At 39.0% G+C, this 26,554-nt stretch carries 23 protein-coding genes; 3 read left to right on the plus strand and 20 right to left on the minus strand.

The window, feature by feature from the left end; genetic code table 11:
• Nucleotides 1-2 precede the first annotated feature (2 nt).
• The 3 genes from OK18_RS17855 to OK18_RS17865 all read right to left on the minus strand — a co-directional run bounded on the left by OK18_RS17855 (nt 3) and on the right by OK18_RS17865 (nt 3,483).
• The gene (locus OK18_RS17855) at nt 3-2,135 is read right to left on the minus strand and encodes a type VI secretion system Vgr family protein (protein WP_082129226.1); all 2,133 of its coding nucleotides are present in this window, start codon (nt 2,133-2,135) and stop codon (nt 3-5) included.
• Nucleotides 2,136-2,512: 377 nt separating this feature from the next.
• Complete coding sequence (locus tag OK18_RS17860; RefSeq protein WP_050021399.1) at nt 2,513-2,992, minus strand: MarR family winged helix-turn-helix transcriptional regulator; 480 nt, start codon at nt 2,990-2,992, stop codon at nt 2,513-2,515.
• 2 nt (nt 2,993-2,994) lie between these two features.
• The gene (locus OK18_RS17865; RefSeq protein WP_053328893.1) at nt 2,995-3,483 is read right to left on the minus strand and encodes a GNAT family N-acetyltransferase; all 489 of its coding nucleotides are present in this window, start codon (nt 3,481-3,483) and stop codon (nt 2,995-2,997) included.
• A gap of 183 nt (nt 3,484-3,666) precedes the next feature.
• Between OK18_RS17865 and OK18_RS21335 the strand changes: the two genes are divergently transcribed.
• Together OK18_RS21335 and OK18_RS17870 are read left to right on the plus strand one after the other, a co-directional pair.
• A complete protein-coding gene (locus OK18_RS21335; protein WP_156173324.1) occupies nt 3,667-3,822 on the plus strand; it encodes a DUF5993 family protein in 156 nt (51 codons plus the stop codon).
• Nucleotides 3,823-3,835: 13 nt separating this feature from the next.
• The gene (locus tag OK18_RS17870; RefSeq protein WP_053328894.1) at nt 3,836-4,405 is read left to right on the plus strand and encodes a disulfide bond formation protein B; all 570 of its coding nucleotides are present in this window, start codon (nt 3,836-3,838) and stop codon (nt 4,403-4,405) included.
• A 116-nt stretch (nt 4,406-4,521) separates the two neighbouring features.
• On the opposite strand, the gene OK18_RS17875 is transcribed toward OK18_RS17870, so the two are convergent.
• From OK18_RS17875 to amaB, 8 genes are all read right to left on the minus strand, one after another.
• Nucleotides 4,522-5,937, minus strand: coding sequence for an efflux transporter outer membrane subunit (locus tag OK18_RS17875; protein ID WP_050020950.1), 1,416 nt, complete (start codon nt 5,935-5,937; stop codon nt 4,522-4,524).
• Between the two features lie 87 nt (nt 5,938-6,024).
• Nucleotides 6,025-9,171, minus strand: a complete 3,147-nt coding sequence (locus OK18_RS17880; protein ID WP_053328895.1) for an efflux RND transporter permease subunit — start codon at nt 9,169-9,171, stop codon at nt 6,025-6,027.
• Complete coding sequence (locus tag OK18_RS17885) at nt 9,171-10,358, minus strand: efflux RND transporter periplasmic adaptor subunit (RefSeq protein WP_053328896.1); 1,188 nt, start codon at nt 10,356-10,358, stop codon at nt 9,171-9,173. Before OK18_RS17885 ends, OK18_RS17880 begins: the two co-directional genes overlap by 1 nt.
• Nucleotide 10,359: 1 nt before the next feature.
• Entirely contained in the window at nt 10,360-10,815 is a 456-nt protein-coding gene (locus OK18_RS17890; RefSeq protein WP_053328897.1) for a transcriptional regulator, read from the minus strand.
• A gap of 116 nt (nt 10,816-10,931) precedes the next feature.
• On the minus strand, nt 10,932-11,444 hold the full coding sequence (locus tag OK18_RS17895) for a GNAT family N-acetyltransferase (RefSeq protein ID WP_053328898.1): 513 nt from the start codon (nt 11,442-11,444) through the stop codon (nt 10,932-10,934).
• Nucleotides 11,445-11,618: 174 nt separating this feature from the next.
• Nucleotides 11,619-11,849, minus strand: a complete 231-nt coding sequence (locus tag OK18_RS17900; RefSeq protein ID WP_050020947.1) for a DUF2007 domain-containing protein — start codon at nt 11,847-11,849, stop codon at nt 11,619-11,621.
• A 61-nt stretch (nt 11,850-11,910) separates the two neighbouring features.
• Nucleotides 11,911-13,236: an L-lysine 6-transaminase gene (gene lat, locus OK18_RS17905; RefSeq protein WP_050020946.1), complete on the minus strand. Its 1,326-nt coding sequence runs from the start codon at nt 13,234-13,236 to the stop codon at nt 11,911-11,913.
• 111 nt (nt 13,237-13,347) lie between these two features.
• Nucleotides 13,348-14,898, minus strand: coding sequence for an L-piperidine-6-carboxylate dehydrogenase (gene amaB, locus OK18_RS17910; RefSeq protein ID WP_053328899.1), 1,551 nt, complete (start codon nt 14,896-14,898; stop codon nt 13,348-13,350).
• 136 nt (nt 14,899-15,034) lie between these two features.
• Between amaB and OK18_RS21510 the strand changes: the two genes are divergently transcribed.
• On the plus strand, nt 15,035-15,184 hold the full coding sequence (locus OK18_RS21510) for a histidine kinase (RefSeq protein ID WP_050020945.1): 150 nt from the start codon (nt 15,035-15,037) through the stop codon (nt 15,182-15,184).
• 108 nt (nt 15,185-15,292) lie between these two features.
• On the opposite strand, the gene OK18_RS17920 is transcribed toward OK18_RS21510, so the two are convergent.
• From OK18_RS17920 to OK18_RS17960, 9 genes are all read right to left on the minus strand, one after another.
• Complete coding sequence (locus tag OK18_RS17920) at nt 15,293-15,934, minus strand: sigma-70 family RNA polymerase sigma factor (RefSeq protein ID WP_053328900.1); 642 nt, start codon at nt 15,932-15,934, stop codon at nt 15,293-15,295.
• Nucleotides 15,934-16,323 carry a DoxX family membrane protein gene (locus tag OK18_RS17925; RefSeq protein WP_050020943.1) on the minus strand — a complete coding sequence of 130 codons (390 nt, stop codon included), beginning with the start codon at nt 16,321-16,323 and terminating at the stop codon, nt 15,934-15,936. The genes OK18_RS17920 and OK18_RS17925 overlap by 1 nt, the downstream gene beginning before the upstream one ends.
• A gap of 134 nt (nt 16,324-16,457) precedes the next feature.
• Entirely contained in the window at nt 16,458-16,646 is a 189-nt protein-coding gene (locus OK18_RS17930; protein WP_050020942.1) for a hypothetical protein, read from the minus strand.
• An 86-nt stretch (nt 16,647-16,732) separates the two neighbouring features.
• Nucleotides 16,733-17,599: an SPFH domain-containing protein gene (locus tag OK18_RS17935; RefSeq protein ID WP_053328901.1), complete on the minus strand. Its 867-nt coding sequence runs from the start codon at nt 17,597-17,599 to the stop codon at nt 16,733-16,735.
• Between the two features lie 203 nt (nt 17,600-17,802).
• Entirely contained in the window at nt 17,803-21,078 is a 3,276-nt protein-coding gene (gene ccsA, locus OK18_RS17940) for a cytochrome c biogenesis protein CcsA (RefSeq protein WP_053328902.1), read from the minus strand.
• Nucleotides 21,079-21,462: 384 nt separating this feature from the next.
• Nucleotides 21,463-22,035, minus strand: a complete 573-nt coding sequence (locus tag OK18_RS17945) for a Crp/Fnr family transcriptional regulator (protein WP_053328903.1) — start codon at nt 22,033-22,035, stop codon at nt 21,463-21,465.
• A gap of 71 nt (nt 22,036-22,106) precedes the next feature.
• Nucleotides 22,107-22,673 carry a cysteine hydrolase family protein gene (locus OK18_RS17950; RefSeq protein ID WP_053329425.1) on the minus strand — a complete coding sequence of 189 codons (567 nt, stop codon included), beginning with the start codon at nt 22,671-22,673 and terminating at the stop codon, nt 22,107-22,109.
• A 227-nt stretch (nt 22,674-22,900) separates the two neighbouring features.
• Nucleotides 22,901-23,401 (minus strand): hypothetical protein, encoded by a 501-nt coding sequence (locus OK18_RS17955; protein ID WP_050020938.1) that lies wholly within the window; start codon nt 23,399-23,401, stop codon nt 22,901-22,903.
• Nucleotides 23,402-23,431: 30 nt separating this feature from the next.
• A complete protein-coding gene (locus tag OK18_RS17960) occupies nt 23,432-26,392 on the minus strand; it encodes a hypothetical protein (RefSeq protein WP_156173325.1) in 2,961 nt (986 codons plus the stop codon).
• Nucleotides 26,393-26,554 lie beyond the last annotated feature (162 nt).

Below are 26,554 nucleotides of genomic sequence, written 5' to 3' on the forward strand. Positions count from 1 at the left end.
AATTACATGATATTGGTATCCCCGGAAGACATTACCGCACTTGGACCTCCGGTAATCGTAAGTGTCGAGTCTGTAGTAATATCCATTGTTCCACCTGTGCTGGAGAGGGCTAATGCTCCTGCCAGTGCTGTAATATCAATAGTTCCTTTACCTGCTGATGCGGTAATTCCTGCTTCGGATATGGTAATAGAATTTTCTCCAACCTGCAGGGTAATGCTCGTTTTCCCGTCAAGGGTAATATTTCCTCCCGCATCCATTTTTAATAAGGATTGTGGTGGAGAATCTTTTTTTCCTCCCACATTGATAACGTTGGTACTGCCTGCATTTACGGTATGATTGCTGTTGGCATTGGTTGTGGCATTTCCGGTTCCGTCAAAATGCATATTGGCACCACCCTGATCTTTAAGATTCACAGATCCGGCACCATTGTCATATTTCAGTTCGGCCCCGCTTCTGCCGCTAAAACTCATGATATTATTTCCTGTCCCGCCACCGGACGCAATTCCTCCATGATACATTCCGCCCATGACAAAAGGACGGTCCGGATGAAGATGTACAAAGTTGACAATTACCTGGTCTCCCACTTCAGGAACAGACATAAAGCCACGATTCTTCCCTACTTTTTCACTGCTTCCGGCATCCGGAGACATTACACGGATAAATTCCGTAGTGTCCTGTCCACCTTGCCAGTCAAGCTGCACCTGTACTCGGCCTTGGTTTTCAGGATCTGTGTTTGAAATTACTTTTCCAAATTGGGGTTCTGCCACCGGTACGGTGAATTCAGGTCTTGGTATAAATCCGGTATCAGCAGCTATAGCCTGGAAAGATCCGTCGTAATATCCTCTTGCATCCACTTCATGGGTTACTTCTATAAGCATGAGTTTGGTAAAATATCCGGTATCATTGGTATCCGTTTTACGCATTTCTATATCTGCAATACATCCCGGATAAAGGAAGGGTACTGTTGTATTCCCGGAGGTTACAAAAACTTCTGAAGCTTTACTTCCGGCAGCTCCTTTCTGTGAAGCGTCAATATCCATGAAAGAAGTAGCTTTGATGGGAGCAACGCGTAAAGACGGTGTCTGAAAAGTTTTTTCCGAGATTTCATATGCTCTTTTAGCTATATCTGAAGTATGGTTGATTTTTGAATTTCCACCTTTGAATTTCTCATTTTTACTGCTGTTATACCCATAAAATGACGGATTGACATGCTGGGCTTTCATTTTGATTTTAATATCTGTGAGATTACTGCCATAAGTCAGTATCACAGGTTTCTCCTGTGGAGGCAGCTGCCCGAAATGCAGCACTTCCCCATCATAAAAGAATTGCTCACCGTAAGCTTCAGCTATCCTTGCCAGATAATTATAATGGGTTTCTTCGTATTGGCAGCTGTAAGAGACATTTCCATGACGGGCGTCTACCCTGAAATCATACTTTCCTTGTCCCAGTCCCTCTTTAATCACTTCATTGGCAATAGTGTTCAGGCTGATGGGCTGAGCTCCGCCAAAGCTTTGAATGTGGGGTGCAGCATCCAGCAAAATGGTTGGACTGAACCCTGACAAAACCAGATTCCCCAGGCTTCCCTTTTCCTGGCTGAATCCAACTTCTGTGATAACGCCCACAAAATTTCGTTCAGCACCCCCTTCCACATCTTTATACTTGAAAACAACCGTAATCCTTTTTCCCAGGAAGTTCTGCACTTCTTCAAGATTATGGTTTTCTGCACTTCCTAAGGTATCATGGGCCAGAATGAGTTCAAACTCATGATGCCTGGTCGCACTTTGGGTGAGTTTAAAATGTTTGAAATATTTTATAGCCTTCCCTTCCACATGAATATCAAGTTTTACCACGCGGTTAATCCCTGCAATGGCACTCTCAGGGATACGGTCAGCATTGAATATTCTGGAAGTAGGCTGTTTTGCCCAAAGTTTTTCTTTAACAATGGCAGGTTCATTTGGTAATAAAGGCTGATTCAGGAATTGTTTTCCCGTATTCACCGCATTCACTGCATTATTTACTTTTGAAGCTACTTTCTTTACTTCTTTGATTTTTTTATTTTCCTGGATTTTGTTTACAAAACCTGTCTTGTCTGAATCTATTTCCGGTTTTGGAAGATTATTCTGTTCCTTAAACATGACATTATTTTTTTGGTGTATGACTTAATTGGACATTCAACCTTTACAGGTGAGACCCTTTAACTCAAAGAACCAATCGGCAGGTTGCAACGGCCTCTTGAACAAGCTTTTTTGTGATTGATTTTTGTGATTGATCTGAGATGGGTGCAGCTGGAATTTTCAGAAAAATAATTCCACTTTAAGTATCTGACAGTACTTTTTTACAGGATTGTTTTTTATTTTTTTTCATAAATTTCGGTGATTTTGGTAATGCAATATATAACCTTAAGTACTCACGTCAAAATGAATTACCTATTATTTTAAAAATTGTCGTAAAACTACGACAACGAATTTTCAAAAAGCTTTTCATTAAAAGATTCCCTGAATATCACAGATATTTACTTTGAATTTTTATACTGCAAAACCCTCTGATAAAAAGATTGACTGGCAATTTTCCCTTCAGCTTCGTTAATAGCAGCCAATAAGTTGTTCGGGTTGTCTGCAATATCCCCCAAAACCTGAGACATCAGTTCCCAGACCGGCTTCATTTTCTCAATAAGCTCGCTCCCTTTATAAGTCAGCTTAAACAACCTTTTCCGTTCATCCTGCTTATCCTTTTCCCATTGTATCAGCTCCAGTTTTTCAAGTTCTTTGAGCAGGCTTATTGTGGAAGGATGTGTATAGCCTATTTCGTTGGCGATTTCAACGACTCCCGCTATTTCTTTTTTATAGATGGTAAAAATGACCGGAAACCATTTAAGTTCAAAATCAATTCCGAACGCTTTATAAATCATGGCACCATCCTTTCTCAATTGTTCACTGAGCCGGTGCAACCTTGTTGATATGGCAAGAATTCCTGCTTCGTTGATAACATTCATATTCAATGGATAGATAAATGATAAAAAATATTGTCTGCACTCATTAAAGGAAACAGAGGCGGGAGCTTCTCTTTCTCTATTGAAACAAAAAAGTTACGTTCATAGAATCGCTGAGCTGCTTTTAATACCGTTATGGTTCCCAAATACAGTTCGTTGATTTGATTTTCATGACAGAAAGAGATTAAAACTTCCAGTAGAGCCTGGGCAATATTCAGTTCTTTTCCCCTGAATTCCTTTTTCACAAACATTTTCCTGATAGCTCCTGCGTGCTTGTCAAATTTCAGCAAGGCAATAGTGCCTACCAGTTCTCCTTCTATAAAAGCCCCCCAGAAATGCCCTCCTTTTTCATGGTAAAAGTGCTCTATTGCTGCCAGATCCGGTTGATCCTCTAATGTAACAGGAATATTAAATTCCTTTTGCTGGATATTCAGAATAAGATCAATCGCCTGATCTGAATATGAATTGCCGATGGGTTGAATCTTTAGTTCCATTTTTATTTTGATTTAAATTAAAACATGGATGATGAAGTCAGCAGAAAATAATGGTTTCATCTGATCACCTAAGCCACGCCTTTCTTATGATTTAATTTATAGTACAAAACTACGTATTTAACTACATATATCCAAATGAAAAATTTATAGTATATTTATCGGATCAATAAAAAATAAACACTAATGATGGCATTACCCTTTCTTTCATTTGCCCTGGCATTCTGGCTAGGTTCTAAAAACCGTAAAAAATCTGCAATTATAGCATTCGTGGTAAGCATTGTACTTATTGTTGTACTGGCAAAGTATCATATCACAGACCCACTCAACCTCCAATTTTAATAAAGAACTTACAATGAACAATCACACTATTGCTTATATTAATATTTCAGGAATATTAATCATCTCTGCTATTTTATCGGGTGCTTATTATTTTCAGTTTATTATGCATGAACATCCATGTCCTTTATGTTTACTGCAGAGATTATGCTTCCTTGGAGTTATGTTTGGGCTGTTTTTAAATTTAAAATTTGGATTTAATTCTGCTCACTATGGGATATCTATCCTGAGTGCATTATTAGGGGCCGGGATTTCTTACCGTCAAATATTATTGCATATATGCCCAAGTCCAACGGATTTTGGCTTTGGAACCCCTGTTTTAGGAATGCATCTTTATACCTGGGCATTAATTGCCTTTTTAACGGGTATACTGGTCATTGCTTTTTTAATGTTATTTCCAAAGCAATTCGAAAAAACGGAAGATCATACACTCAATCCTATTTTCGATTTTTTATCAGGCATCGCTTTTACACTCTGTTTTCTGCTGGCTCTTACCAACGGAATTGCTACTTTTTTTGAATGCGGAATCGGATTCTGCCCCGATAATCCTGATTCTTATATGATCTTTAAAGGACAATGGGGATAAAAAGATATACTTCAACTGGATTGGCATTCTTCCATCTCTTTGCTTACAGCCCAAATAAACAAAAAAACGTATGTCAATACAGACATACGTTTTACTATTAAATCAATGCGATACTTTTATTTCCAGCCTCCGCCCAGCGCCTGATAAAGCTCTACGCCAGCTTTCATTTTATTGTATTGTGCATTTGATATATTGAGTTCTGCATTTAATGAATTGACGCTTGCATTCAATACTTCAAGATAATTCGCCATACCATAGTTAACCAGTTCCTGGGAATAGTCAACAGATTTTTTATAGGCATCCAGCTCTTTTTGTTTCAATTCAATAAATGAATCCTGTACTGAAAATACCCTTATAGCGTCTGAAACTTCTTTTCCCGCTGTAAGAACCGTTTTTCTGAAATTCAGGTAAGCAGTCTCCTGGTTCGCAAGGCTTACGTCATAATTTGTCTTAATCTGTCTCTTATTCAGAATCGGCTGTGCCAATCCTGCCACTACATTGGCAAATAATGAATTTACACTGAACAGATGATCAATATCTACTGACTGTACTCCACCGCTTCCTGTAATTTTCAATGTCGGATAAAACTGGGCTTTTGCAGCATTGGTAAGCTCAAAAGCATTCATCAGATTATATTCTGCTCTCATTACATCAGGACGGTTGGCTAATAATTGAGCAGGATATCCCAACTTCAAATCAAGCGGAAGCTTCTGCCCTTCTAAAGTAGATCTTTCAATGGTATGTGAAGGTTCTCCCATTAATAAACTCATTGTGTTTTCCAACAGTTGAATTTGCGTATCAATATCGATCAGCAAAGACTTTGCATTGAAGACAAGAGCTTCACTCTGCTGTACTGCCACTTCTGTAAGGGTTCCTGCAGTTTTTAATGCCCTGGTTGTTTCCAGGTTTTTCTCACGCACTTCAATGGTTTTCGTGATGATCTTTTTCTGGGCATCGAACGTCAGCAACTGATAATAGGCAGAGGCAATTGAAGCTACAAGGCTACTTTTTACCGCTTTATGTGCTGCCACAGTTCCGAGATAGGTAGCAATCTGGGCTTTCTCCTGGGCTTTCAGTTTTCCCCAGAGATCGGCTTCCCAGCCCAGCGTGGCCGTAATATCAAATTGGTTGACATAACGTCTTTCCCCGATAATCTGCCCAAACTGGGTATTGATAGACTGTGTCTGAAAGGTATAATTGGGCCCTACCGTAAGTGTCGGCAAATAGGCTGCTTTACTCTGCTTAAGATAAGCTTCAGCTGAATTAATGCTCTGCAGGGCAATCCTGATATCCAGGTTATTGTCCAGTGCTTTGGAAATGTGTCCCTGTAAAATAGGATCTGTAAAGATTTCTTTCCATGAAATATCCGCCATATTGGTACTGTCCGAAGGAAGCATATCTGTACGGAAAAGCTTTTCGTCGACCACACCCTTCGGTCTTTCATATTCTTTTCTGGCCATACAGGATGTAATGGCTCCCAATATGAAGACGGAGAAAGTTATTCCTTTTATGATGTTTAATAAACTCTTCATTATGTAAAATTAGAGGTTAGACATCAGAGGCTAGAAGTTAGTTTTGGCTTGGCTAGAATCTAACTTCCAACTTCTGAATCATTATTTTTATTCTGCTAAATTGATATCTTCTTTCTTGATAGGTTTGATTTTTTCCTGTAATGTTTCAAAAATGACAAACAATACCGGAATTACAAAAAGTCCTAAAATGGTTCCTATCAGCAATCCAATAGCTGCTCCTGTCGCAATCGAACGGTTACCTACAGCTCCGATTCCACTCGCCAGAACCAGCGGTAATAAACCGAAGATAAAAGCAAATGAAGTCATCAGAATCGGCCTTAGCCTTGCTTTTGCAGCATTGATGGCAGACATCACGATAGTTTCGCCATGATGCCTTCTCTGGATCGCAAATTCTACAATAAGGATGGCATTTTTCGCCAATAACCCGACGAGCATGATCAAGGCAATCTGGAAATAAATGTTATTTTCCAAGCCCATGATCTTCTGTCCGAAATAAGCACCCATTACCCCTAAAGGAAGTGAAATAACAACAATCAGCGGTAGGATATAACTTTCATATTGTGCAGAAAGAATAAAGTATACGAAAATTAAACTTAAAGCAAAGATCAGTAATGTCTGTGACCCTGATGCCAGCTCTTCTCTGGATAATCCTGTAAACTCAACCGCATAATTCTGGTTTAACGTTTCTCCGGCCACCTGCTGCACAGCAGCAATTGCATCCCCGGAACTGAATCCCGCAGAGTTTGCTCCTGTAATCTTCACGGAAGTAAAGAGATTATAACGGCTTACTGACTGAGGACCGTATGCCTTTGAAAGGGTTACAAACTGGGAAATAGGTGACATCACTCCTGAACCTGTTCTTACATACAGCTCATTAAGATTATCAACACTCTTTCTGTTATCAGGAAGAGCCTGAACCATTACCCTGAACTGCTTTCCATACTTGGTAAAGTCCGCCGTGTAAATTCCTCCTATATAGCCTTGCATGGTTGACAGGATATCGCTTACAGAAACGCCGAGCTGCTTTGCCAGGGGAACATTGATGTCCATCTGGTATTGAGGATATCTTGTGTTGAACGATGTCTGGGCAAATTCAATTTCAGGTCTCTGCATCAGTTTACCGATGAATTCGTTCGTCTTCGCATCCAGCTCTGCATATTCACCTCCTGATTTATCCAGTAACACCATCTCAAAACCTGCGCTACTCCCGAAACCTGGTACACTTGGAGGTTGAAAGAATACTACTTTAGCATCAGGAACTGATCCTGAAATTCCAAATAATTTTTTGGTAATATCTTCAGAAGTCTGGCCATCTTTTTTCCTTTCATCAAACGGTTTGAGTTTGATAAAGGCAAGACCGTTATTGCTACCGTTTCCTGATAAGAAACCTCTACCTGTAGATATGGTAACATTTTGTACTCCCGGAACTTTCATCGCATTTTTCTGAAGCGTTTTCAGCACATTATAAGTTCTTTCCATAGAAGAACCCGGAGGAAGCTGTACATCCGTAAATATAATCCCTCTGTCTTCCGTAGGAACGAAACCTTTCTTCATTGTTCCACTTGCCCAGTATAAAATACCACCGGTAACAGCAAAAATAACCAAGGTTACCCATTTATGTCTCAACAGGAAAACAAATCCTCTACCGTAACGTTCAGTCGTTGTTTTAAAAGCAATATTAAATTTATAGAAGAACTTCTGCATAAAATTCATGCTCTGATACTTTTCATGATGTTCCGCGTGGGGCTTCAGAAATAAAGAACATAAAACCGGGCTCAGTGTCAATGCATTGATGGCAGAAATTACGATCGCCACAATCAGTGTAATCCCGAACTGCTGGTAAAACACCCCTGTAGGTCCTTTGATAAACGTTACCGGAATGAATACCGATGCCATTACCAGGGTAATAGAGATGATAGCTCCTGTAATTTCGTCCATCGCTTCTACCGTTGCTTTTTTGGCATCAGCAATACCATGCTCCATTTTCGCATGGACAGCTTCGACGACTACAATGGCGTCATCCACCACAATACCAATGGCCAGCACCAAAGCAAATAACGTCAGGAGGTTTAACGAGTATCCAAACAGGTTCAGGAAGAAGAAAGCTCCCACAATAGATACCGGAACGGCAATGGCCGGAATTAATGTAGACCTGAAGTCCTGAAGGAAAATATATACCACAATAAATACCAGGATAAATGCCTCAATCAAAGTATGTACTACCTTATCAATAGAGGCCTCGAGGAATTCATTGGTATCAAAGTTGAATGTATATTTAATCCCCTGCGGGAAAGTGCTTTCCGCTGATTTCAGGTAAGCTTTGATGTTTTTAATGATTTCCTGTGCATTGGAGCCCGGTGTCTGGAAAATCCCCATACTGATGGAAGGATTGTTTCCGTTTTCCCCGATCCCCGTGTAAGACTGTCCTGCCAGTTCCACTTTGGCGACATCTTTCAACATTAGATTCTGCCCATCTTTAAGAGCCTTGATGATGATATTATCATACTGCCCCTTATCGTTGAACTTACCTACATATTTAATGATATATTCAAAAGAGCTTCCGCTGTTTTGCCCGATAGAACCGGCGGCGGCTTCTCTACTCTGCTCATTGATCGCGTTGGTTACATCAGCAGGTGTCACTCCGTAAGCTGCCATTTTTGCGGGATCCAACCAGATTCTCATTGAATAGTTTTTACCTCCGAAAACGTTAGCATCCCCTACACCATTCACCCTTTTTAAATTAGGAATAATATTGATATTCAAAAAGTTCTGAAGAAATACATCATCCAGATCTTTATTTTCAGAATAGAAAGACATATACATCAGGGCACTTGTCTGTTGTTTCTGTGTTACAACCCCTGAACGGGTTACCTCGGCAGGCAATAAAGGAGTTGCCCTGGCAACACGGTTCTGTACGTTTACCGCAGCAATATCAGGATCAATTCCCTGTTTAAAGAAGATCTGAATATTCGCAGAACCATCATTTCCGGCAGAAGAAGTAATATAATCCATTCCTTCCACCCCGTTGATCTGTTCCTCCAAAGGAACAACAACACTTTTCATGACTGTTTCCGCATTGGCTCCCGTATAGTTGGTAGTAACACTTACCGTAGGAGGTGCAATATCCGGATACTGTGTAACCGGTAACGAGACAAGTCCTAAAATACCGAGAATCACAATCAAAATTGAGATTACGGTAGATAAAACCGGTCTGTTAATAAAGTTTTTTATCATTAGAATTTCGGTTTTATAGATTGAACAAGACTATCCATTTTAACAGGTTTAGGTTTCACAACAGTTCCCGGTTTAAGGCCTCCGATACCTGCTGCAACGATAGTTTCCCCTTTATTGATTCCTGATTTAACAAGAGCCATATTGTCGATCCTGTCGATGACATTGATCACGACATTTTTGGCGGTATCTCCTTTTGCTACTTTATAAACGTAAACAATACCCTGCTGTTCGTAAGTCGCACTTTCCGGCACTACTAAAACATTATCATAACGCTGCGGGAATCTTATGGTACCGCTGTTTCCGTTACTTAGCAGTTTCTGGGCGTTGGAGAAGGCCACTCTAAACTGAATGGTTCCTGTTGTAGGATCAATCTGGCCTGTAATGGCCTCAATTTTCCCTTTTTCAGGATACAGGCTACCATTCGCCAGTTGAAGCTCAACCATCGGAAGGTTCTTGATTTTTTCAGGCATGGATGCTCCGGGAACTTTTTCAAGGAAGTCAAAATATTCCTTTTCATTCATGGCGAAATAGGCAAATATCTGGGAAGTATCAGAAATTGTTGTCAGCGGAATCTGATCTGAAGGTCCCACCAGGCTTCCTACTTTCAATGGAAGTTTTCCGATCACCCCGGAAATAGGTGCACGGATGATAGAATACTCGATATTGGCTTCTACTCCTTTATAGTTGGCTACAGCCTGTCTTTTAGCGGCATTGGCCTGCTGTAGCTGAGCCTGGGCCTGGGCCAGATTTGCCTGGGCAGTTTGTAACTGTACATTACTGATAATATTTTTCTGTACCAAAGGCTTTAGTTTGTTCACTTCAACCTGTGCAGCGTTTACAGCAGCCTGCGCAGCTGCAATATTGGATTCGGCAGCACCGATACCTGCTTTGGAAGCGGCAGCATTTTCGCTCAGAATATTAGTTTCCAGTCTGAATAAAGGCTGTCCTTTTGTAACGTACTGTCCTTCGTCTACAAGTACCTGGGTAATATATCCCTGAATTTTTGCGCGTACATCATTGTTTACCCTACCCTGAATGGTAGCCGGAAACGTCTGATACCCCACTATATTTTTCGACTCCACATTCACTACAGGATACGGCTTGGCACCGTCCTGCTTCGGAGCTTCTTTTTTGCAGGCCGTCAGTGAAAACGCTGCAATAGAAAGTATAACTAGCTTATTATTCATTTTATAGTTTATTAAGAGATTCCTGAATATTTTGTATGTTTTTATTTAAGAGTGCTTTGTAAACTTCTATTCTTTCGTTGTATCCATCGTCTTTACTTTTTTTAAAGTTGTTTAAATCATCTAATAGTTTTAATTCGTCCTGCATCTTCTGGACAATTTTCTCGAATCGAATTTTTTTGTATTCGTCATTGATGAAAAAATACCGTCTCCGCTCATCCATTTTGTTATGGTCTACAATAAGCTGGGCATTGAGTAATAATGAAATGCTTGTAGAAACCGAGCTTTTGCTGGCTGAAAGCACTTCAACAAACTCATCAAAAGTAATTCCTACTTTCTCATAATCAAAAAGAAGGTAGGAATAAATTTTTGAAGCTAAAGGTGGTAAGCTGAACACGGTGCCATAGAATTTTACGGCATCCTGAAAAATTTTTTCATCAATTTCTATACTTTGGTGCATAATATAAAAATTTGAACAAAAGTAGAAATTAGTTCAGAACCAAACGAACAAAGCTGATAGAGTTTATAAATACAGCCTGTTTTAAAAATTCAATGAAATCAGATTTAACTTTTTGCTTAAATTATAATCTTCTCAAAAGCTTTTCTCATCCCATCGGCAAGAAGAACCTCTCCGCAATAAGAAAATCCTTTACTTTCAAGGATCTTCAGCATTGCTATATTATCATAATTGGTATCTACTTTTATACTCTGAATGCCATGGGATCGGGTAAAATCTTCAATATGGTCAAACAGTTTCCTGGTCATTCCCTGTCCTGCAAACTTTTCATCAATAGCAATTCTATGTACTACCACAAACTCTCCGTCACTGAGCCAGGCTCCTTCTATAGTGCTGTAGGCCGGTTCATCATTCAGGATCAATGCTGCGTACACTGCAATTTCATTATTCACGGTAAGAACGTGTGCAAATCCCTTTGCAATATCGCTTTCTACAGTACCCAGATTGGGGTATCCGTTCTGCCATTGCGTACTGCCATCCTGTTTTCTTCTTTCAATAGATTGCTGGATAATATTCCAAATAGTGTCTCTGTCTTCAATTTTCGCTTTTCGTAGTTTAATTTCCGTATCCATGTTGTAAAGTCTTAGAAAAGATGAAACAAAAATACCTGTTTGCCAAAGCAACGGATAATGCCTGACCTGGGATTTTGTTTATCCTTTAAATAGTTTTGTAATCATAAAAAACCGAAAACTAATTAATATTAATTTTCGGTTCGAAGTAGTAAAATTTAAAATTATGAAATTGTTTTATTGATTTTCACTTTGTTGAAGGTAAGCATCAATAATTTCAAATGCTTTTTTCTCATCTTCCAGATCCACCATTAGTTTCAGCGATGTTGCCGTGGGCGTAGTGGTGAAGGTAAGATAATTATTTTCAACGGTGTTTGTAATTTGTGCATCATCCAATTTAGATTTAACCAACTGAATTTCTGAAGGGTTATCACTTTCATAAACCGATACTCTCGTGCTTCTTTCCATATTCTAATTGTTTGAATATCTAAATATACAATGTTTTTTCGAAAATTACAAATCTTTGATTTTAAATTTTATTAATATTATTTTCGATTTTGTCTAATGCCAGTTGAATTTCTTCTTTGGTTACATTCAGATGAGGTCTGAAACGTAAAGACTGATCACCACAAGGAAGAATAATCAAACCATCATTGAAAAGTTCTTTCATCAGCTGATTCCTTTGTGCAGCAGACGGAAGGTCAATGGCGCACATCAATCCTCTCCCTCTTGCATTGGAAATTTTGTCAGGATACTTATCTGCCATAGCTTTGAGGTTTTCCAGTAAATAATCTCCTACCACTCTTGCATTTTCTACAAGGTTTTCTTTTTCGATCACCTCCATTACCAGCTGGAAACGAAGCATATCAATAAAGTTACCTCCGAAAGTGGAATTAATCCTTGAGCTTTCCCTGAAAACATTGTTCGGAACTTCATCAAACTTTTCTTTATTGGCCAATACTCCACATACCTGTGCTTTTTTACCGAAAGATATAATGTCCGGTTTAGCTGTGAAATGCTGGAAAGCCCACATTTTACCTGTAATGGCAATACCTGTCTGAACTTCGTCAAAAATCAGTAAGATTTCATTGTCATCACAGATTTTTCTCAATCCTGATAAGAATTCGTCTCTGAAATGATTGTCACCACCTTCTGCCTGGATAGGTTCAATGATGATACAAGCCACTTTATCAGGATTCATCAGGATAGCTTCCTCAATCTGCAGTAAAGCAAGGTTTTCATTTTTGATGGTTTCTTCAAGGTTTTCTTCTGTGATCGGGAATTTCAACTTTGGATTGATGATTCTCGGCCAGTTAAACATCGGGAAGTATTGGTATTTTCTTGGATCAGAAGTATTGGTTAGGCTCAAAGTATAGCCGCTTCTTCCATGAAAAGCCTGTTTGAAGTGAATACAGATTCCGGCTTCCGTATCAAGTCCTTTCGCAAAGTTTTTACGCGTCTTCCAGTCGAAGCATGCTTTCATAGCATTTTCTACTCCCAAGGTTCCGCCTTCAATGAAGAAAGCATACTGCAGTTCTTCGGGAATTACCACTCTTTCAAACACTTCCAGAAAGTGGGCATATTCTTCTGAATATACATCTGCCAGAGTAGGTTTATTAACAGCCATTTTACCCAGCCAGTCCGACTTTTCTACAAGATAAGGGTGATTATATCCTACAGAAGCAGAGGCAAACATGGAAAACATGTCCAGGTATTCTCTGTCTGTAAGTTTGTCATAAAGCCATGATCCGTGAGATTTTTCAATGTCCATCACAAAATCAAAGCCGTCTGCCAAAACATGTTTTCCTACGGTTTCTTTTACTTTATTAGCTTTTATATCAATTGTTTGTTCCATAATAAATTGTTGTGTGATTTAATAAATGAATGATCAGAATATCAGCACTCAGAGATTCTTCCCACTCAGGTTATTAAGTTTTTGTTTTTTCAAGTGTTTTAACTAAAGCTTTTACAAGTCGAATTTAATCCCTTGTGCTAAAGGAAGTTGAGCGGTATAATTTATAGTATTTGTTTGTCTTCTCATATAGTATTTCCAGGCATCGGATCCGGACTCTCTTCCTCCTCCGGTTTCTTTCTCTCCACCAAAAGCACCTCCAATTTCTGCCCCGGAAGTCCCGATATTTACATTGGCAATACCACAGTCTGAACCTGCATGGGAAAGGAATAATTCTGCTTCTCTGAGATTTTGTGTCATGATTGCAGAAGATAAACCTTGCGGAACATCATTCTGGATTGCGATTGCCTCTTCCAGCGTTTTGTATTTAATCAGGTATAAAATAGGAGCAAAAGTTTCGTGCTGAACAATTTCATATGAGTTTTTCACTTCTGCTACACAAGGCTTCACATAGCATCCTGATTCGTATTCTTTTCCTGATAAAACTCCGCCTTCAACAACGAATTTTCCACCTTCTTTCTTACATTTTCTGATGGCTTCTTCGTATTGATTGACAGCATCCGTATCGATCAATGGCCCAACATGATTCCTTTCATCCAGTGGATTTCCGATTTTCAGCTGCCCGTATGCCTTAACCAGTCTTGTTTTTACTTCATTATAAACGCTTTCATGGATAATCAGCCTTCTGGTTGAAGTACATCTTTGACCGGCTGTTCCCACAGCTCCGAAAACGGCCCCGATAATAGCCATATCAAGATCTGCCTCTTTCGTAATGATGATGGCGTTATTTCCGCCCAGTTCAAGAATAGATTTTCCGAATCTTTCCGCTACTTTGGAAGATACCATTCTTCCCACTCTTGTAGACCCGGTGAAAGATACTAAAGCTACTCTTTTATCATCCACCAGCTTTTGTCCGATCTCGTGGTCTGCTACCAATACACTTGAAATTCCTTCCGGAAGGTTGTTTTCCCTTAAAACCTCAGTCATGATATTCTGACATGCAACAGCACAGAGCGGAGTTTTTTCTGATGGTTTCCAGATGGTAACATTACCACAGATCCATGCCAGGGCCGTATTCCATGACCAAACAGCTACCGGAAAATTGAATGCAGTAATGATCCCAACCACTCCCAACGGATGATATTGTTCATACATTCTGTGACCAGGTCTTTCTGAATGCATCGTATATCCCTGAAGCTGTCTGGAAAGACCTACTGCAAAATCACAGATATCAATCATTTCCTGAACTTCTCCAAGTCCCTCCTGCAATGATTTACCCATTTCATAGGAAACAAGTTTTCCAAGATCTTCTTTATATTCTCTTAATTTTAACCCCAGCTGTCTTACTATTTCTCCTCTTTTGGGTGCGGGGATCAGCCTGAATTCCTGAAAAGCCTTTTGAGCTGTTTCAATTACTTTGTCATAATCACTTTCTCCGGAAGTTTTTACTTTAGCGATCAGCTTTCCGTCTACAGGAGAGATGCTTTCTATCACCTTTCCCGAAGCGAAATATTTACCGCCTACTGAAGTACCTTTGTTTTCTTCTTTAATACCTAAGTTTTTTAGCGTTTTTTCGATTCCGAAATCCTTTACTTTTTTTGACATAAAATCTTACTTTTCGTTCTCTCTAAAGATAAAAATATTATACGAACCTCAAAACTTTAATTTTTTACCATCTGTTTTATTTGGACTAATTATAAACATGCGTATCTTTGTAAGATAATCTTTTTGATATTTACCCATGGAAAATTCACAAGAAAATAACTCAAAGTTTAAAAAATGGTTCAAGCGTGTGGGATGGGCCGGATTGGCTTTCTTTACCATCAAAGGCTTGGTTTGGCTCGTTATATTCTACTTTGGGGCTGATACGCTTCAGAGTTGTATTCAATAAAAAAGCAGAGGAATTTTCTCTGCTTTCTTTTTTTGTGTCATAAGATTATGCCATCCATCATATGAGACTCAAGGATGCTTAGCGTCCAATTTTTGAGACTTATATCCGTTATATCTCTCTTAATTTTTGCATAACCCTGTTGACGATCTCATCACAATACACCAGGTTAAATTCAAAAATTTCCTCCCTGATATAATATTTTTCTATTTCTTTTCTCAGAAAAGCTTTAGCCCTGCTGACGCGGACTTTTACATTACTTTCACTGATTCCTAAAGCTTCCGCAGTTTCCTGAACACTTAAACCATTAATTTCTCTTAAGGTAAAAGCTACTCTATAATCTTCAGGAATGCTGAGCAGGCTCTTTTCAATTACTGAATTCAATTCTCTGTTCATCACCTGGGCTGACGTTTCAGTGTTATAGAGGTTTTCAAAGACATGATCTCCATTTTCAGGGGTTTGAATATGCTTCGAAGACCATTTTTGTGTTTTGCGATAGCATTGATGGAGCATTATTTTAGATATCCACGTCCGGAAGGAAGACCGGTTCTCAAACTGATGAAGATGCATGAATGCTTCCATGTAGGTTTCCTGCATCAGGTCCTGCGTGTCTTCATGACTGAAACGGTACATCCTTCCGATGCGGTACAGATAAGGATTATTTCTCCTGATGATCAGTTCAAACATAGCAGTTTCTTTATTCAGAATCTTATCAATCAGTTGCTTGTCTGTGTATTTCTCCTCAGCCTTCATTATTTACGGTCAAAAATTGAAGCCAGTCTTGTCATTGAAAAAGCTGTTATGGCCATTACCAGATCCCTGACAGCAACGTCCAAAAAGTTCCACCAGGCTAATAATGTCAATGCAATTAAAGTTAACCAAACCGAAACGATTAAGCCCCCTATTCTGGGACTTAATAATACTAAAATCCCTGCAATGATTTCGATAACTCCTACAACCATCATGAAAGTTTCACCTGAGAATGGCAGGAAATTAAGAACTGAGGGATTAATATACTGTGTCCATTGGCAAAGGATATTGGTAAATTTATCCAATCCTGCCACAATGGGTACGATCACAAAGACAATTCTTAAGGTAGTATACACCTGTTGAACAATCTGTTTTTGCTGAATTGTTTCCATTTTTATTTTTTTAAGATTAAAATTGAACTTCTAAAACAATAGAGTCATGCTAAAATAAAAAGGTTACAAGCTTTCTGAATTAAGCAGCATTTCACGTACCAAATATCTGTATAATATTGCTTTTCAGTAATTTATTATTCCTGCTTTTTTCTTCCGGAATTGATAAGGCTTTGATGCAGCAGGTATTCAATCTGGCCATTAACACTTCTGAATTCATCGTTCGCCCACTTTTCAAGGAGTTTATAGGTAGACTCATCTATTCTTATAACGAAGGATTTTTTACCTTTGGTTTCTGAAGATTTCTGAGCTTTTTCGGCTTTCATTTTTCTTGTTTTTTAGTACAAAGTGTGCAAAATTGTTTTCTGGCTTACAATGGTTTCATAATATACAATCCCTGAAACCTGAATTGCTAATTATATAAGGTACCCGCATTCAATATTGGTGTTGCTGCTTTTTCACCGCATAGAACCACCATTAAATTACTTACCATTGCTGCTTTTCTTTCATCATCAAGTTCTACGATATTATCTTCAGACAGCTTTTTTAAGGCAAGGTCTACCATCCCTACGGCTCCCTCCACGATTTTTGTTCTCGCAGCCACAATAGCAGTAGCCTGCTGTCTCTGAAGCATTGCCCCTGCAATTTCGGATGCATAGGCTAAATGTGAAATCCTGGCCTCCTGAATTATAATTCCTGCTTTTGAAAGACGATCCGTAAGTTCCTGTTCTAAAATGGAATTTATTTTGTCTCCCCCTTCTCTCAATGTAATGGGTGCATGGTCATCTTCCAGATTATCATAAGGAAAACTCATCGCCAAATGACGTACAGCAGCTTCACTTTGCATTTTTACAAAGTCTGAATAGCGTTCAACATCAAAAGCAGCCTTATAAGTATCTCCTACTTTCCATACAATCACTACTGCAATTTCAATGGGATTTCCCATCTTATCATTGACCTTCAGCGTCTGCCCCTGAAGGTTTTCTGAACGAAGGCTTATTCTCTGGGAAGAATACAAAGGATTAATAAAAAACAATCCATTATCTTTTACTGTTCCCACATACTTTCCGAAGAAGTTCAACACCCTTGAATGATTAGGCTGGATAATCATTAATCCTTTTAAAAAAAAGCATGAAAGAAGAAAGCATAAGATAGCAATAATAACATACACTACGCTTTGATCTACTCCTGCAACAAAAAAGTAAACGGAGACTGCAAATAAGATGAGGCAAATGACTAATGTGAGATAACCTGAAATAGGTTTTAATGTTTTTTCCATGATTGAATTTTTAATTTGATATTATTTTGATATCATAAAGATAGCAATAAATTTTATTCTGAATGACAGATTTTGATTTTTTTAATAGATATGGTATGACTTGTGAGACCATTGGTTAGAAGTGAAAGTAACATACCTTATTTATATATGCAAAAAAAATCCCGGAAGTAAACTTCCAGGATTTAGTAATTATATTTTAAAGATTATTTCTTCGTTAAATTTTTAAACTTGAAATAAGACAGGGCTGCCAGAAGAATCATTGTTGAGATTCCAATGTATACCCAAGCCGGCACCGGTACCGGATCTCCTGCGGCATAAGAATGGAGCCCGCTCAGGTAATAATTCACTCCAAAATAAGTCATTACCATAGAGCAGAATGCAAACATGGTCGCTACGTGAAAGGCCCATCTGCTTCTTAACCCCGGCACCAGTCTCATATGCAATACAAAAGCATAAACCATAATTGAGATGAATGCCCATGTTTCTTTAGGATCCCAGCTCCAGTATCTTCCCCAGGATTCATTAGCCCAGATTCCTCCTAAGAAGTTCCCAACGGTTAGAGCAAAAAGACCTATTGTCAGTGACATTTCGGAAACGATAACCAATTCCTTCAGGGTAGTATCATGGTGGATTTTATAGGTTTCTTTATTGGAAATAATATAGAACACCAATGAGATCACAGCAATAATCATCGACAAGGCGAAGAAACCATAGCTTGATGTAATAATAGCTACGTGAACAATCAGCCAATAGGACTTCAATACCGGAACAAGCGGTGTAATCTGCGGATCAAGTGCTGAACCTCCGTGTGCAAACCCCATCATAATTACCGCAACCATAAATCCGGATGCAGGAATCAATGCGTTGGAATTTCGGTAAAGAATTAAACCTGCAGTAATCCCCACCCAGGAGATAAAGATAATTGCTTCATATCCGTTACTCCAAGGAGCATGCCCTGAGATATACCATCTCGCAACAAGACCCAGAAAATGACAGGTATACCCGATTAACCCAATGGCGATAATCGTTTTGATAATCTTGTTTAATATTTTGCTTGGTCTGAATAATTCAACAAATCCCAGGATCAAAAGAAGTCCTCCAACCAGCGTATAGAAAATCAATAATTTAAAATTGATATCCGCTTTATTCATAAAGACTTCAAGGTCCACTTTGGATTTAGCAGGAACAACCGCTTTACCCCATTTTTGCTGATAATCTGAAAGTTTAATCAATTCAGCATCGGCCTTGCTCCAGTCTCCTGTTTTCTGCGCTGCCAAAACTTCTGCGAAATAAGGCCCCATTACCTGCTGGGATTCCATATCCGGCTCAAATTTCTGATCCAGCCATGAATGCCATGTATGATTGGCATCATTTTTCACAGGAACGATTCTCATAAATTGTCCGCTGAAGAATTCATTAAAGATCTGAACCCTTTCATTTACGGCAATTACTTCTTTATCATAATTCGTCTGTTCAGCCGGTTTTTTACGGAAAGCCGTATTATAATCATGTTCCAGGATATACGTTAAATTTCCATTGGCATCTGCCGGGAAAAGATTCATTAACGAAGTATATCCGTCATCATTGGCTTTTGTCTTATTTTTCAGTTCGTCTCCGCCTTTGGGTCCTACTTTGATCATAGGCACCATTGTCCAGCTTGGTGTATCTGTATTTACTGAAAGGAACCACTGGTTGGCAGTAAGGTATTTTCCGTCTGTTCCTTTGAATTTGTCCTTTTTGTATAGTTTTCTTAAAACATCCAGCGCTTCTGTATTGATAGGAACAATTCTTCCCTCAAAACTCTGAACCAAAAGATATCCGAATTTGTCAGCATGTTCCTTGCTGATTTTATTTCTGGCGATGATCTCATCAGGAGAAATAGATCTCATTTTGCTCAGCGGAGCAGCCAGGGAATTTTGTTTAGGGGTAGTATTTTGGCTTGACTGTGCTTCCGGTGCAGGAGCATGCGTGTGTCCGTCGCCTTCTACATGGATATGTTCCCTGCTTCCGTCTGTGGTCCCGTGAGTTTCAATCTTTTGCGCCTGCAAACCTATACTCAGGAATAATAGTACTATTGTTACAGCTTTTGCTTTCTTTTTATTAGCATCAGCCAGCATTTTATTTAATTTCCAGAAATGGGTTCCTTTCCAGAAGAAAATCACAAACATTCCTAAAAACAACATTCCGTATCCGATATAGGAAATTAAAGTTCCCCAATAATCATGGTTTACAGACAGTACGGTTCCCATTCTGTCAGGATCAAAGCTTGACTGGAAGAAACGGTACCCTTTATGATTCAGAACGTGGTTCATATAGATTTTATAAGGGGTTTCTTTTCCTTCATCAATGATTTTCACGTGACTTTCGTAAGCACTTGGTGAAGAACTTCCCGGATAGGTTTCCATTACGAAATCATCCAGTTTCAAAGCAAAAGGAGTATTGTATATTTTTGGCCCGAATCCTACCATTATGTTTAAACCGTCCATTGTTACCTGCTTATACGCATTCGGGTTGCCTTTTTCTACAGAAAGATCTACAATCTGTTTTGTTTTCGGTCCCTGGATTTCGATCTGAAGCATATCCGGAACGTTAACATCTTTCTTTCTGTCTCCTTCAATAGCCATCAGCTTTCCTTTTTTAAGCCCTTCCGGAACTACCAGTTTCAGTTCGTTAATGGTATATAGACTTCTCAATGCCAAAGGCTGGAACTCATCTTTTTTCGTATTTCCTGTCGCTTGCGTAGCCATGGTCATATAGCTTGCATCTACAGGAGTTTTGATGAATAGTTTCCCTCCTTCATTTTTGAATTCAACAGCGCCATCAATTGCCCTGTTAAAGGTTACCAGGGTTCCGTTGATAGACTTTGTCTCTCCCGGTTTGATGTAAATATTCTGTCTTCCTGTATTTCCTGTAGAAACAAGGTGAAGATATTCTGTACCGTTAGGTTCAGCCAGCAGACTGTCTTTTTTTCTTTGAATGTATTCTTTAGCAAATACTTTTATTTCTTTTCCGTGGAAGTCATAGGTTGCTTTGAAATCTTTATGTAACGGAGACATCAGGTAAGGAACATCCTGATAATTGAGAACATCTCCTTTTTCTTCAATCTGGATCTTAAAAAAATTTTTATCTGTTACGATTTCGTTGGAAGTTTCTCCTTCTCTGATGTGCATGGTACCTTCAAAACTGATGTATCTGGTAATAGCACCTCCAATAAAAATGAAAACAAAGGCAAGGTGAAAAACCAGAACCGGCCATTTTTCCTTTTTCCAGAGTCTGTATCTTCCGATATTTCCTATGAAGTTGAGAATGAGCAGGACCATGATCAGTTCGAACCATTTTGCCTCATAAATTAATGCTTTTGCTGTAGGAGTTCCGTAGTCGTTTTCTAAGAACGTTGCATAAGCCATCGCAAATGCGTACACCAGCAACAATACAGCCATTGTCCTGGTTGAGATAAGAATATCTTGGAGCTTCTTCATGATTTATTTATACTTGACATGCAAAAATAAGGATGATAAACTACAAAGTGCTGAAAAAAAGCTGTTTTTTATCATTTTGGAATGAGTTTTGCTTATTTTGAATCATTCTTAATAACAGCAAAATCATTAAAGAAAATTCATTTTGAAAATTCGAAAAAATATAGATTTATATTATCTATCCGGATGATCGAGACATCCTATTTCCTATTATAATCTCTAGTTTGAAATTTCTGAAACAGTTTAAGTTGAATTTTCAATGCCTGACGAAAATCAAACAAGAAAACAATAGTTTCTGATTAAAAATAATTTATGATTCATCAGCTGCTTTTTGCTCTCCTCCTCAAACTTTTGTAAAAAAAAATCGCGACAGTATTTCTACTTTTATTAAAGGAGTTTTCTCCTGATTTTACTTAAAAATTCATGGGTAATTCCCAAATAAGAAGCTACCTGCTGCTGGGTAAGCCTTTGTTCCAGACCCGGGTATTTTTCCAGGAATTCCAGGTACCGTTTATCCGCTGTTTTACCGGTTAAAGAAAGGATTCTCCTTTGAAGCGCTACCGATGATTGCTGGTTCATTATCCTGAAAAGCTTTTCTACCTGAGGCATTGTTTCATACAGGTATTCTTTATCTTTTTTTGAAATCATCAGAACCTCACTGTCTTCGATAGCTTCAATATTAAGCGTGCACGGAACATGATTGATAAGACTATCCAGGTCCGTAATCCACCATCCTTCAACAGCAAAGTATAAGGTTTGCTCAAAACCGTTTTCATTCAAATAATATACCTTAAAACATCCTTCCTGAACAAATCCTTCAAACAGACAGTACTCTCCTTCTTTAAGAACCATCTCTTTTCTCTTAATTTTTTTAAACTGAAACAAATCGGCAAATTGTTTAAAATTTTCTTCCGGAAGATTGATATACCTGCTGATATTTTTATAAAGTAGATTGTACATAAGTTTGTAAAACAAAAATAAAGATACCAATATTATTGATACCTTTATGAGTTATTCTCCGCATTAATGGCCTATTTCCCGTTTAAAAAATCTTTTGTACTGACAATTTCAGCATAAAGATTTCCTAAAGCAGACAATCCTGCCAAAAAAGATCTTTGTACCTCTGCAGCTTTTACAACCTGTCCTTCCAGCTCCCTGTCTCTGGTCGCAGTAGCATCACCAATAACCACATTGTTGAAGCCAAAATCAAAAGCGGCCCTGGTTGTAGAAGCTACACATACGTCTGTCATCATGCCTGTAATAATCAGATTTTTAATCTTTTTTGAATGCAAATACTCTAAAAGACCGGTTTCTCTGAAACTATTGGGAAAGTGTTTCGTGATTATCTTTTCATCAGCTTCCGGAGAAACTAAATGGTGTATCTCAGCTCCGGCGGTGTTGGGAATAAAAAAATCTGCTCCTTCATTAGTTGCAATGTGCTGGATATGAATCACCGGAAGCTTATTCTTTCTGAATTCGTCTAAAAGCTGCCGGATATTCTTACCTGCCTGTTCAGAGCCTTCCAGTGGCATTTTTCCTCCCGGGAAATAATCATTCTGTACATCGATAATCAGTAATGCAGTGTTGTCTGTTGTCATTTTTTGCTGTGCTTTAATTGAGGTTAATGAAATAAAAACAAGGGATAAAACAATGATTTTTTTGAAAATATTTTTCATGTCTGAATTGTATATGACAAAATTACAGCAGTTATTTTTCCCGGCCTTTGAACTAGTTCAAAAAAGATCTCTGTCCTGTATTTATGTAAGTTCCAATAAAAAAGACCGGAAAGATATTCCCGGTCACTTTATTATTTTGTATACTCATGTTACTTCCAGTAACTCCACTTTAATCCATCAAACACTGCCATAGATTTACTCACCGTATCATAACATATCATTCCAGGATATGGACTTTTGACATTAATATGCGGATTTGCTATTTTAGGCAGTACCAAAGCCTTATTAGGCGATTCCAGTACTAAAACTCCCGGAGCAACCGAGGTGGGAGCCCCCATAATGATTCTATTATCTCCCGGGATTTCCCCACTGGTATTAAATGTGACACCGGCAACAGATCCTGTATCACTTAAAGGCATCCATGAAGACTCCACGTTCATCTTCAGGATCTGGTCGTTTCTGTCCATTAAAAGAGTTCCTCCTACCGCATTTGCAGGTAGTGTTTCCACAATAGGCAATAAAATGCCCTTTGTAGTATTGGCTGCAAAATCCAGGAGTCCGTCCCCATCAGCCTGGTTTTTTTCCACTGCCATCTGAGCAGGCACTGATGCCGCAAAGAACAGCCCTATTATTATGATTATATTTTTCATTTCGTTGTTTTATCTTTTTTGATATTCAGCTTAATCATTACAAGACCTTGTTATGCATTTCCACGCAGTACCATTATACAATTTAAAACATTTGTCTGTCGTATCATAGATCAGCATTCCCTCTACCGGTATTGTTATGCTTGCAGAAGTAGTTCTGGTTATTACCATTCCTCTATTTCTGGATTCAAGAGCCATAAATCCGTTTGGAATATTTCCTGGCCATCCTGCCTGCATATCAGTCTGCCCTGTAATTCCTATTTTTGTATAGGCATCAGGAGTTCCCGTTGCAGGATCTTTGGTACAGTAGGATTCAAGATTAACTCCAAAAGTAAAATATTTGTTTGCCGGGAATGCATATCTGAATACTGCTTTTCCTCCGGTAAAGGTAGTCGCAGGAATGAGCTGTACGTTTTGTGTAAAGCTACTGTCATCAGCCACTACCATATATGCTCTATCAGTAGCAACAATACTGCTATAACCGGAAAGATCAGCCTGCAGCCAGGTAGTTCCTGTATTATTGGTTCTTTGCGCCAGCCATGACCTCTGGATAATTTTTCCTGTTGCCCCGTAATTTACAAGAGTTTGTGCCCCGTTGTTATTATCACCTATCATCAGGAAGGTTTTATCCTGTAGAAAAGTAACCCTGCTTGGATCAGTATTAGGCAAAACAAAATTATTAGTGTTTGATATAGTAAGCATAATGTTATTCTCAGTATTGACACTGTTAGAAATAGCCTGGTCCAAAATCGTCACGTCATCTTTTGCCATACCAAAAATATTATTATTGAAAAGCGCATTCAGGCCGGAGTTCCAGGTAACGGTTGTCTGGTCGGAAGCAATATAATCCTGTGGTTGCTTCAGGGTAACCCCATATTTAACAGCAAGATAAGATCGTACCCTTTGTTTTTCCATGGCAGATAACTCTCTCTCGTATCCAATTGCTTCACCTATATCTGAGTCCGGAAAATAAGAAGGCTGACTTCCTAAAATGGCACCATTTGCTGTTTGACTATATCCTACCGCTACGGTACTGGAGCTTCCCTGGCTTTGTCCATCCAGACCATAAGTAATTGAGCTTCCGATTGTATAGGAATAATCTGTGAGATGAGTCTTGTTTTTCACCCTGGGCATTGTAGAAACAGCATAAGGCCAGACCTCCATCGTTCCGGTAGTTCCGTAATTCGTATAGGATGGCCAATTTGCTTCTGTAAGTGTAGCCGTGGGTGTGGTTCCTCCAAAACCAAAGTATTCATTATAAGTACTCGTACCAAAACTTCTGGAATTGACCATCATAAAAAATGATGAATTCAGACCATTGGCAGAATAAGGTTTTCCGGTAGGTACCACCATAAATTTTGCTCCAGCTGCCGTTGCATCTCCAAAATCCACAGAAGGATTAAAGTTATGTTTAGGATCTGCTGTTACAATAACTGGTTGTCTTGCTGAATTAGTTTGTGTAAAATCATTCCCTGCTACAGACTGATCTTTCCATAGATTGGGTGCAAAACTTTTATCCGCCCTCAGCCAGATTCTCAAATCACTGTCTACTCCTCCCGGTCCTACAACAAAAGTGGAAAATGTGAAATATTCTCCATCCGTGTTAGAGAAATCTATATTGGCAGGAGTTTGTACATAGCTAACTCCATTCACTGTTGTCACCGTTAAAGGAACCCATGTATCCGTGGCATCAAAAACAGCATCTACAGATCTTATAAAATATATTGTATTAATGGGGCTGGCAGGAAAAGCTACGGTAACCGGTTGGGTAAAACCGGGAGAACGCTGTACTTTCCATATAGCATCCATTCTGTAATTGGCCATCTTTCCTGTCGGTGGGACAATGGGAACATTATATCCTCTTCTCAGCCCGTTATCACCCCAGCTTAAAAATTGCAGATTAGCCAGGTTACTGGTGTTGGCTTCATTGGATGTGGCAAAATTACCTGCAGCAATCACTACCTGAGCCCTGTCTGTATTTACAGAATTAGATTGCTTTTGATGAAGACCAGATCCGTCATCTTTTCCAATTCCTGCAATATTGTTATTAAAAGTATTGGCCGCCGTTGCAGTATGATCCCACATTTTCGTAGTCCCATCAGATGCAATGTAACTTTGCGCGGTGCTTTGATCCAATGTGATCCCGTATTTATAAGCAAGATAGGAATTAACCCTTTGCCTTTCGGCTGGAGTCTGGGTTCCTGAATATAAAATAAATTCCCCGATCCGGTCTCCTGCCAGCGAAGTACTGCCGTTACCTCCGTCATTCTCCATCAGAAGAACCATTCCCGGATAATTACCGGTAGAGGATACATTATTGGAAGGCTGTCCGTAGAGCAAGCCATTATTATCAAACAAGTAATTCATATTACCACCCGATACACTATTATAGTAAGACTGTATACTGGGTACATTACTTCCGACGGTACTGATGCTATTGGTGCCAAAGAATACATCTCCCGATTCTTTCTCATTATAGAACTCCGGACGGTCGTTTTGCGTTCCAAAAAAAGGAGACTGCCACACCCCGGCTATTGAGGTCGTATTAGAGTTTTGGGTCACCCCGTTCATCACAAATACCGATCTGTAAACACCGGAAGTAGTCCTGGTAAGATGGGTATATGAAGTAAGTGCATTGGTTGAATTATCCGGAAAACCTAAGGGAAATTTATATCCGGACCTATAGCCGTCCGTACTGACAATTTGAATGGCAGGATTAAAATTGAAGCTTGGAATGGAAGACGCTGCCCGGTAAACAGGTCTTGCACCGGCACCAGGATCTGCATAGTTGCCGGGTATCCCCTGATTGGCGATACCATTCACTCCGCCTGTTTTCTGATTAATCCAGATGGGAACCTGTGTATTATCTGTTGTGGTACCTGTACCCGCATCTGCTTTTACCCATATCTGCAAATTATTAGAGACACCACCCGGAGATTGTGCCCAGAGCATCGTACCACACACCAGAAATACAAAATAAAATTGTTTTTTCATTGATGTAACGTTTTTAAAATATTGTTTTTTATTAAGGTTAGAATTGCTGTTTCTTCTAATAACAACTAAGAGGAAATAAAAAAATAATAAAAACAGCCGTTGAAGCTAATAGCTCTATTTGTTATCAGTATGTCAATACAATATTATAGAAGGTATTTTGTA

The organism is Chryseobacterium gallinarum (genome assembly GCF_001021975.1).
GTDB classification, from domain to species: Bacteria; Bacteroidota; Bacteroidia; order Flavobacteriales; family Weeksellaceae; genus Chryseobacterium; species Chryseobacterium gallinarum.

Bases quoted from the DNA above. Each gene is read 5' to 3' on its own strand.
- OK18_RS21335 (WP_156173324.1), top strand. From the start codon at position 3,667: ATGATGGCATTACCCTTTCTTTCATTTGCCCTGGCATTCTGGCTAGGT.
- OK18_RS17925 (WP_050020943.1), bottom strand. From the start codon at position 16,323: ATGGAAACAATTCAGCAAAAACAGATTGTTCAACAGGTGTATACTACC.
- ccsA (WP_053328902.1), bottom strand. From the start codon at position 21,078: ATGAAGAAGCTCCAAGATATTCTTATCTCAACCAGGACAATGGCTGTA.
- OK18_RS17955 (WP_050020938.1), bottom strand. From the start codon at position 23,401: ATGAAAAATATAATCATAATAATAGGGCTGTTCTTTGCGGCATCAGTG.
- OK18_RS17855 (WP_082129226.1), bottom strand. From the start codon at position 2,135: ATGTTTAAGGAACAGAATAATCTTCCAAAACCGGAAATAGATTCAGAC.
- OK18_RS17890 (WP_053328897.1), bottom strand. From the start codon at position 10,815: ATGCACCAAAGTATAGAAATTGATGAAAAAATTTTTCAGGATGCCGTA.
- OK18_RS17865 (WP_053328893.1), bottom strand. From the start codon at position 3,483: ATGGAACTAAAGATTCAACCCATCGGCAATTCATATTCAGATCAGGCG.
- OK18_RS17950 (WP_053329425.1), bottom strand. From the start codon at position 22,673: ATGACAACAGACAACACTGCATTACTGATTATCGATGTACAGAATGAT.
- OK18_RS21510 (WP_050020945.1), top strand. From the start codon at position 15,035: ATGGAAAATTCACAAGAAAATAACTCAAAGTTTAAAAAATGGTTCAAG.
- OK18_RS17900 (WP_050020947.1), bottom strand. From the start codon at position 11,849: ATGGAAAGAAGCACGAGAGTATCGGTTTATGAAAGTGATAACCCTTCA.
- OK18_RS17870 (WP_053328894.1), top strand. From the start codon at position 3,836: ATGAACAATCACACTATTGCTTATATTAATATTTCAGGAATATTAATC.
- OK18_RS17935 (WP_053328901.1), bottom strand. From the start codon at position 17,599: ATGGAAAAAACATTAAAACCTATTTCAGGTTATCTCACATTAGTCATT.
- OK18_RS17930 (WP_050020942.1), bottom strand. From the start codon at position 16,646: ATGAAAGCCGAAAAAGCTCAGAAATCTTCAGAAACCAAAGGTAAAAAA.
- OK18_RS17945 (WP_053328903.1), bottom strand. From the start codon at position 22,035: ATGTACAATCTACTTTATAAAAATATCAGCAGGTATATCAATCTTCCG.
- lat (WP_050020946.1), bottom strand. From the start codon at position 13,236: ATGGAACAAACAATTGATATAAAAGCTAATAAAGTAAAAGAAACCGTA.
- OK18_RS17880 (WP_053328895.1), bottom strand. From the start codon at position 9,171: ATGATAAAAAACTTTATTAACAGACCGGTTTTATCTACCGTAATCTCA.
- OK18_RS17960 (WP_156173325.1), bottom strand. From the start codon at position 26,392: ATGAAAAAACAATTTTATTTTGTATTTCTGGTGTGTGGTACGATGCTC.
- amaB (WP_053328899.1), bottom strand. From the start codon at position 14,898: ATGTCAAAAAAAGTAAAGGATTTCGGAATCGAAAAAACGCTAAAAAAC.
- OK18_RS17885 (WP_053328896.1), bottom strand. From the start codon at position 10,358: ATGAATAATAAGCTAGTTATACTTTCTATTGCAGCGTTTTCACTGACG.
- OK18_RS17895 (WP_053328898.1), bottom strand. From the start codon at position 11,444: ATGGATACGGAAATTAAACTACGAAAAGCGAAAATTGAAGACAGAGAC.
- OK18_RS17875 (WP_050020950.1), bottom strand. From the start codon at position 5,937: ATGAAGAGTTTATTAAACATCATAAAAGGAATAACTTTCTCCGTCTTC.
- OK18_RS17860 (WP_050021399.1), bottom strand. From the start codon at position 2,992: ATGAATGTTATCAACGAAGCAGGAATTCTTGCCATATCAACAAGGTTG.
- OK18_RS17920 (WP_053328900.1), bottom strand. From the start codon at position 15,934: ATGAAGGCTGAGGAGAAATACACAGACAAGCAACTGATTGATAAGATT.